Origin of the sequence: Gracilimonas mengyeensis (assembly GCF_900182705.1) — a bacterium.
Classification (GTDB): Bacteria; Bacteroidota; Rhodothermia; order Balneolales; family Balneolaceae; genus Gracilimonas; species Gracilimonas mengyeensis.
Window position 1 is genome coordinate 153,942 of the sequence record NZ_FXTP01000014.1, and the last position, 8,544, is coordinate 162,485.

Here is an 8,544-nt window from a genome sequence, read left to right on the forward strand (position 1 = left end):
AAAAAAATGTATCGGGTTTTACGCATCGTATTGAATCTATTTGAGTTTATATTGGATGGTGAGTGTAATTTGATAAGAACGGCCCGGCATGGGATAATCGCGGACTACCGCATACTCTTCGTCAAAAAGGTTTTGCATGGTAAGTTGGGGAATGAACCGGAAACGGCGCCATTCCTGATTCCAGGAAGTGGTCCAGTTGGCAATTTTAAAGGCTTGTATAGGATCAAAGGGACTGCTGTGGTCGGCCGTGGAAAAACGCTCGTCGGTAAAATTGTAAGTAAAGAGAGTTTGAAGGTTTTTCCAGCCCAAAGCGGCTGAGGTTTTCACCTGCCATTTCGGGGTGTAGCGCAACTGTTTACCGACGGCCCGGTCGCCCTTAAAACGTGCCTTCGAAATCTCTGCCAGGGAATGAAGTAACATTCCTCTCAAGCGGATGCTAAATTCATTCACCTGCACACTTACTGATTCTTTGAGCTCAAAACCCCAAAGCTCTAACTCCTCCAGGTTCACTGGACGTGATTGCCCGCCCTCGCCCGGCAGCCAACGGATGCCATCATATACACGGCCGGCGTACAAGGTCATTTCCGTTTCGTTCCGTAGCTTTTCCCAGTTCTTTTGCACCATCAGACCGGTTTCAGCCTTCAGGTTGGTTTCGGGATCCAGATTGGGATCGCCCAGTTCGGGCCAGTATAAATCATTAAAAGTGGGAGCAATAAAATTCCGCGATACCTGCCCTTTCCAAAACAGCAGGTTCTCCAGCAATTCCACATTGATTCCAATATTTCCAGCATAGGCGCTGCCAAAGTCAGAATAATAATCCACCCTGAAGCCGCCATATAAATGCACCGGGTTAAAAATGTGCCAGACCGGATTTACCTGTGCCGTAAACTGGGACCGACTGGGAGAACCCGAATATTCACTGGCTTTAACCCAGTTCTTACTTAGTTGCAGCGCTGAGACCAGCTGCAGCCGCCGGTGTAGAGAACTCTTCATTTCAACATCGCCAATAACGGAAGAACTGGTGCTTTTGCTGTTGAGGTCCGTAGACGGATTGAAGTAATCCAGTTGCTGGCGGTTCAGGTATAATTTTGAGGTAATGCGATGACCCCTAATCTTTGTTGAATAGCTGCTCATCCAACGCAGGAATGCGTCATCCTGCCGGGCCCGGGGACTTAACCCGTTGATGCCTCCCGGTATTTCGTTCGACATATCATGCAGCCAAAGCACCGATTGAAAGCGACGGTTTTTTTCGTTCCAGCCTACGGATATAATGCCGGTCTGAGACTGCAACCGGTTGTTTTTGCGTTTTTTCTCTACCTCAACAAATCCACCGGCTTCGTTGCTAAATTCCCGGGTGGTATAGCTGAAATCATTTTCGGAGTCTTCATTTCCTGCAACTATCCCAACTGACCAATTTCCGGCTTGCACACCGGCATACGCTTCAGATATCATCTGCCCAAAGGAACCGGCAGTATGCGAGATACCAAGCTGATTGCCTGGCTTTCGGATATCCAGTGCTACTGTTCCGCCTCCTTTATCCCCGAAAGAAGTATTACCACTGCCTGAAGCCACACTGATTTGATCCACAGCAAAAGACGGAATCAGTGATAAATCGGTAAGGCCCAACATGGCATGGTTTAGTTGAAAACCATTCCAAAGTACCTGTGTTTGAGAAGGCGAATATCCCCGCTGAGAAAAAGTAGCCAGCCCTCCCGGACCATTCGTTCGAACATGCACCGGTGCAAAACTTTCAAGTGCTGCCGAAAGATTACCTGTAGAAAACATTCGTATTTGGGAAGAATCTAAACGGGATATGGTAACGGGCTGATATTGCTCCTCCACATAAATCCGGGAAGCCTGTACTTTTACTTCCCCTAACTGAAGAGTATCTGCAATAATTTGAGCCTGCGCCGGGATATAGCTATACAACCCGTACAGAAAAATTGATATAAAAAAGAGAAAACGCATTGCTTCGCTGTTAGCAACTTCTTTTACCCGAAGAATTTGCTACGGTTCAATGAAGGCAGGTCTCCTGGCTTTCCGTTGGCAGCGCCTTCCCGTTCATCCGCAGTGCGGAGAACAGTGGCAAAGGTGAGGCTGCAAGTTATTTGCGCGGGGCAAATTCGGATTACAGTTGCGGGAACAGCTCTCGTTTTGCACGAGATTCCCTTTTAACTCAAAGCGGCTTATGAAGCTCGCCTGAGACCATCATTAATTCGGCCTAAAAGTAAACACTTTGGTAAGGTTTTCAAATTAATTTTGGGGTGATTTTTGTTTGAGTACCAAAGAGCTGCTAAGAAATGAGGTCAAACAAATTAGTAGATCGTCTCCATGTTTCGTAAAGATAACCACCTCTATTCTTCTGCTTATAAACTTTTTTACTTATCCCCTTAAACCATTGACCCTGAAATATACTTTCCTGTACTGAAAGTGCAAGAGATTGACTTGGGACTGAGGATCCCCTGTATCCTATCCACGCGGTCATCCAGAGCCTACTGGCGATGGACCTTGCATTTTGCAGAGCTTATTCAACTAATTTCCTGAACTTTATTTCCAGTGGCCCAAGCGTTGTTGCCAATGGTAGGTTGGTAATCATTTTCTAGCTAAGATTCTTCGCATTCCTGTTAGGAATGAGTGCATGTAAACTTTGTTCTAACTGTCTCAAAAAAAACGCAGACTCCGTATAGCCTTTTGCCAGAAACGGAGCCTACATAACCTGAGTCATCAGGCAATGGTTGTACCGACCTCAAAAGTATTTTATAAACCAGGATTTCTCAGTGAGTATTTTTTCCCAGTGCCGTATCACACCCGGGTTGTCCATTTTGACCTCAGAAGAATAAAAATCACCACTGACACGACCGGCCTCATCCTCGCCCAAATCCAGAATGTAACTGCCCTCCCCTTCAAATTTCTTGTCAGGTAGTTTGCCATAAACTTCTTTAGCGATGTTATGTGCTACTACTTCGGCTTCATGCCGGGCAAACACACCTGCTTTAGGTAGCAGTTCACCGGAATTCAGTTTAATCCGTGTAATATCTCCGATGGCAAAAACCTTTGGGTACTTGGTTTCCAGTGTTTCCCTGTTTACCTCTACCCAACCGGATTCACCAACTAGTCCCGCATCTGTAACAACCTTCGGACATTGATGGTGGGGCGTGTAAGCAAGCAGATCAAATGCAGCTTTCTTTTGCTCTCCGTGGTGGTCTTCGAAGATCATTTCGCTGCTTGATATGTCTTTTAAGTTATATCCTGTAACATAACGGACATAACGTTCCGCCATCAGCTTCATCACATTATCGGAAATATCAGACCCGGCAAATCCCATGGGTTCTTTTTCGGGGGTGTATATAGTAATCTCGGTTTTGTCTCGGAGGCCCTTCTCTCTGACATATTCCTCAACCAGCATGGCTGCCTCATAAGGTGCTACCGGCGATTTAAAAGGTAATGAAGGCACAGTGATAGCTATCTTTCCTCCCTCAAAAGCCTGCAGGTCTTTATAAAAACCGGAGGCGCCTTCCATAGTATAAAAGTTATGCCCGGCCTGACTTAAGGCTTCATCTGCGGCTTGCTGAACGCCCAGCGACACAATCATATAATCGCCTTTGTACGCCTCACCTTTTACGGTAACGGTCAATTCATCCGGGTCTATTTTTTCGATATCTCCCAGGATAACCTCAATACCTCCGCCTTCAATATTCTTTGTTTCCCGGTACAGCTGCTCTTCTTTTCTTTTGCCAACCATAAGCCAGGTTAAAGAAGGTTGAAATACGTTTTGCTCTTCCCGCTCAAACACCAAAATATTGGCTAAGGTGATGCCTTCTTCGTTTCCTATTTTTTTACTGAGTTCCTTGGCTGCCTGCACGCCGCCAAGCCCGCCTCCTAATACCAAAATCTGCTTTTTCATGATCTTAACCTCCAATGTGATTCGTTTTTTTACAACTCTTTAGGCCGACTCTTCCACCGGCAGCCCGTTTGCTTTCCATTCCGGATATCCCAACTCAAGTCTTTTTGCATTAAAACCCTGCCGTCTCAACAGAGAAACCACATCATCTGCCATCGCACATAATGGTCCCCGACAATAGGCTATAATATCTTTATTCTTGGGTAGATTCTTTATGTGTTGACGTATTTCATCCCGTGGAAAAGAAGTGGCTGATAAAATGTGGCCGGCTTCATATTCGTGGCGAGGGCGTACATCCACCAAAAAGACCTCATCCTTATCAACTCTTTTAACCAGTTCTTCCACACTTACCATCTCCAGGGTTTCATGCTCATTCCTGTAATCATCCATCAAGCGTGATATTTCGGCATTTTGCGAGAGCCCCAGTTCACGCAAGGCACTCCAGGCTTCAAATACCCGTGGTCCGGCAAGACGGTAAATGCTGTATTTACCTTCCTTTTCAGAACTTACCAGGCGTGCATTTTTTAGGGTCTGTAAATGCTGAGATGCATTTGCCACACTTAATCCCGTTTGCTCGGCAATGTATTCTACTGTGGAAGCGCCTTGTGCAAGTAGCTCGATAATCCTTAATCGGTTCGGATTCGCTATAGCTTTGGTAGTTACAGCCAGTTCGTTGTAGATTTTCTTCTTGAATTCTCGGGCTTTCATACGTGTATCTATTTTTTGATTCTTCGTAATGATACACCTTTTGAAAAAAACATTCAATAAAATTATTGAATGTTGTATAATCTATTCCAAAATCTTGTTTATTTAACGCGTTTACTGGTTAGCAATGTTACCTATACTACCGCAAGCGTCTCGCTTGTGGTTTGGTGGAATATGACAACTTAGGTAGAATATACAAAGTGGTACAAGCGAGATCCCGAACAATTCGGGACACCAGTCGATGGGTAAAACGCTTTAAAGACTTCCTATTACCTGTGTTCTTTTAACGGGTAAACACGTTTATTTAGATAAAAAAGCATTTTACATCAGCCAAATATTTTCGTTGATAAGCATTGCCCTTACTTCTACCTTTGGTTTCCTTCACTCCTATACAAACCCAGGATTGCTATGAAATTTGGAAGCGTTGACCATCCCGAAAATGTTGATTTTACCCTCCCAGAGGATCATCCCGATACCTTAAAAGTGCTGGGAGGCCAACCAGCTAAAGAATTTGATGCCTATGTGGGGTGCGCCAAATGGAATAAAAAAGACCTGAAAGGATTTTATCCCCGGGGCACCAAGGATGAATTACATTACTACTCGCGGCAATTTAATTCCATTGAGCTAAACGCCACCCATTATAAAACGTATGGTCCGGATCAGGCAGAAACATGGAAAGAGAAAACGCCGAATGATTTTAAATTCTTTCCAAAAGTGGTAAATAGCATCAGTCATTTTAAGCGTTTGAAAAATATTGAAGCAGCGCTGGAAGAATACCTGCACGGCATGCGTGGATTTGGAGATCAGCTGGAGATGATATTTTTGCAACTACGCGATGATTTTAAACCCAAAGATTTTGACCGGGTACAACGACTGGTTGAAATTTGGCCTGAAGATATTCCACTGGCCATTGAACTTCGACATGAGGATTGGTTTGCAGATGCAGCGGTTGCCAGCCAATTGTACCAGCTTTTTGAGGAATATAAGGTAGCCAACGTCATAACGGACACAGCCGGACGACGTGATCTCCTACATATGCGACTTACCACGCCGGTGGCCTTTATCCGGTATGTAGGCGCTAATCATCCAAGCGATTACGACCGGCTGGATGAATGGGTAGAACGCCTGAAATTCTGGAAAGCCCGGGGACTGGAGAAACTGTACTTTTTCGTACATCAAAACATTGAAAAAGAATCCCCGCTGCTATCCGCTCATTTCATCCGAGGAATTAATAAAGAGCTGGGCACGGATTTGAATATTCCCGGAAAAGAAGAACAGGGAGATTTAGGGCTATAATTAGCCCCAGTGTATAGCTTAGTCCAATCTATCGAGTAACCGTTTTGTGCGTACTGAAGGGTAGCTTGCCTTTTATTTAGCTTTCAAAAACTTGCTGATTATATTAGTTTATAAGCAAAACAATCAGTTGCTATGAATGAAATGTCAAGAGTTTCTACTTCAATTTATTTACCCATTTTAATTACTGCTTTTCTGAGTGCTTCACTTTATGCACAAGAAGATTCTCTAGTTGGTTACTATCCTTTCAATGGAGATGCTCAAGACCTGAGCGGAGAGCAACATCATGGAATAATTTATGGGGCTACTTTAGATAAGGATAGGTTTGGAAATTCTGAGAGCGCCTTCTTTTTTGACGGAGATGACTTTATTGACTTGGGCGTAGTGAAAGATTATGAATTTGGAACCGGTGATTTTAGTATTTCTGTATGGTTTAAAGCGGAATATTTAGATAAGCGACAATACCAGATCATCCGTAAAGGGCCGGATAATCCTCATCTGGGAGAAGGCCGATGGGTGTTGTCCCTGGATAGGGAAGGCAGGGCAAGAATGGTATTAGAAGATGCAGAACAGAGCAACGCTGTATTAGTTTCGTTGGGACAAAATAGTTTCCTCGACAATACCTGGCATCATATGGTAGCGGTATTTGATCGCGATTCCGCATTGACGGTTTATGTAGATAATGAACTAGAGATTATGGACCGTGATATTGTCAATTACCAAGGAAATATCACCAGTGAATCAGGAACTCATTCCTATATAGGACGTACTCATAATCTGAATGAAGATAATAACTTCATTGGTACTATTGATGATATTCGGATTTACAATAAAGTTCTTCAACCGGATGAAATTGCAAACTTGTACTTCAGGTCTGGCTGGGATGGCAATATCCATGAAATTGAAGAGGATACTTTAGTCGCTCATTACCCTTTTAATGGAAGTGCAGCTGAAGAAAGCGGATTCACTAATGACGGACAGGTCGAAGGGGCTACACTCACGGAAGACCGGTTTGGAAACCCGAATAGTGCCTATCAATTTGATGGTAATGATTATATCAATATTTCTCATCATCCTGTACTGAATTCACCGGCAAAGACCATTCAATTCTGGTTTCAGAAGACCAATGATGAAATAAGGAACTGGGGTCTGAATGATTCGGAAGGCATGTTATGGAAAGCACGTGATACGAGTTTGAACCGCGCATTTTCATTTTCACTATCAGGAAAAGATTCTCCTTTCGGCTTTTACTTGAACATGGGCAATGGGTCAAACGGTCTACATCATGTCGGCACGTTTGTACAAATAGCCCCCCGGAGATGGTATCATGTGGTTGCGGTTATAGAACCAGGTAAAACCTCAGTATATGTAAATGGCACTCTTGTTAATTCCAGAGTGAATGAAGGGGAAGTAATTAATAATACCTCACCAATTACCATTGGAAGGGCTTCGTTAGAATCTTTAGGTAGCAGATATTTTGTCGGGAAGATCGATGATATTCGTTTCTATAACTATGCGCTGGAACCTTCAGCAATCCGAAACTTATACCATGAAGGTGGATGGCCTTTAACAGAGGATACGGCACTTGTGATATCAGAAGATTTAGTTAGCTATTATCCTTTCTCTGGAAATGCCTGGGATGTTTCTTACAATAATGGTCTTGGAAATATTTTTGGTGCCAATTTAACAACCGACCGTTTTGGTGAAATGAATCAAGCCTATGAGTTTGACGGGCTAAATGATCATATCATACTTCAGGTCCCGATACCTTATTTCAGTCAAAACGATTTCACCATCACTTTTTGGGGACAAGGTGCATCCCCTGATCAACACTTTAAAGGACTGCTCACCTCACCAAATAATACTCCTTTTGGTATTCACCTTGACGACGGAGACCGCTTACGGCTTAGTGCTCAGCATAATCAAAAAACCGTAAACCTTACTGCTGAGAATCTTGATACCTATCCCGGAGATTGGTACCGTTATGCCGTGACATTCAAACGGGGAGAATATCTTAGGCTCTACAGAAACGGAGAAGTAGTGGCTTCTCTCAATGAATCAGTTCCAGAAATGCTTGACCTGAACTTGAATGCCCCTGGTATATATTTAGCAACCTTACAGAAGGATACATTAGATGAAGATGAGGATTATTTCTTCCCGGGAAGTATAGATGATATTAGAATATTCAACTATGCCCTCGACTCTGCTGAAATCTGGGAAAGTTATCAGCAGGAAAAAGGAAGTGTAGTTAGTAATGAAGAGCCCGAACTTGAAATTCCATACCAAAGCAAACTGTATCAAAATTATCCGAATCCTTTTAACCCTTCTACTATTATAAAGTTTGAAATACCCCGAACAGCTCAGGTTTCCTTGACTGTTTATGACCTTACCGGACGTGTAGTTGCCACGCTAACAGACGGGCCCAAAAAAGCTGGTCTACATGAAGTGATATTTGATGCATCTGATCTGGCATCAGGTGTATACCTATATGAGCTTAAAACACCTGAATTCTCAGAATTCAAAAAATTAACTCTGATTAAGTAAGTGGATTGAGTTCTGAGTTCTGAGTTCTGAGTTCTGAGTTCTGAGTTCTGAGTTCTGAGTTCTGAGTTCTGAGTTCTGAGTTCTGAGTTCTGAGTTCTGAG

Annotated in this window: 5 protein-coding genes and 1 riboswitch; of the genes, 2 read left to right on the forward strand and 3 right to left on the reverse strand. The window is 43.5% G+C overall.

Features of this window, described 5'->3' with window-relative positions:
• Nucleotides 1-36: 36 nt before the first annotated feature.
• The 3 genes from FN815_RS15495 to FN815_RS15505 all read right to left on the reverse strand — a co-directional run bounded on the left by FN815_RS15495 (nt 37) and on the right by FN815_RS15505 (nt 4,609).
• On the reverse strand, nt 37-1,968 hold the full coding sequence (locus FN815_RS15495; RefSeq protein ID WP_142455563.1) for a TonB-dependent receptor plug domain-containing protein: 1,932 nt from the start codon (nt 1,966-1,968) through the stop codon (nt 37-39).
• A gap of 37 nt (nt 1,969-2,005) precedes the next feature.
• A riboswitch (cobalamin riboswitch) is annotated at nt 2,006-2,225 on the reverse strand.
• Between the two features lie 521 nt (nt 2,226-2,746).
• The gene (locus tag FN815_RS15500; protein ID WP_142455564.1) at nt 2,747-3,904 is read right to left on the reverse strand and encodes an NAD(P)/FAD-dependent oxidoreductase; all 1,158 of its coding nucleotides are present in this window, start codon (nt 3,902-3,904) and stop codon (nt 2,747-2,749) included.
• Between the two features lie 39 nt (nt 3,905-3,943).
• Nucleotides 3,944-4,609, reverse strand: a complete 666-nt coding sequence (locus FN815_RS15505; protein WP_142455565.1) for an ArsR/SmtB family transcription factor — start codon at nt 4,607-4,609, stop codon at nt 3,944-3,946.
• Nucleotides 4,610-5,014: 405 nt separating this feature from the next.
• On the opposite strand from FN815_RS15505, the gene FN815_RS15510 reads away from it, so the two are divergent.
• On the forward strand, nt 5,015-5,902 hold the full coding sequence (locus FN815_RS15510) for a DUF72 domain-containing protein (RefSeq protein ID WP_142455566.1): 888 nt from the start codon (nt 5,015-5,017) through the stop codon (nt 5,900-5,902).
• 132 nt (nt 5,903-6,034) lie between these two features.
• Entirely contained in the window at nt 6,035-8,443 is a 2,409-nt protein-coding gene (locus FN815_RS15515; RefSeq protein WP_142455567.1) for a LamG-like jellyroll fold domain-containing protein, read from the forward strand.
• The last annotated feature ends 101 nt before the right edge of the window (nt 8,444-8,544 follow it).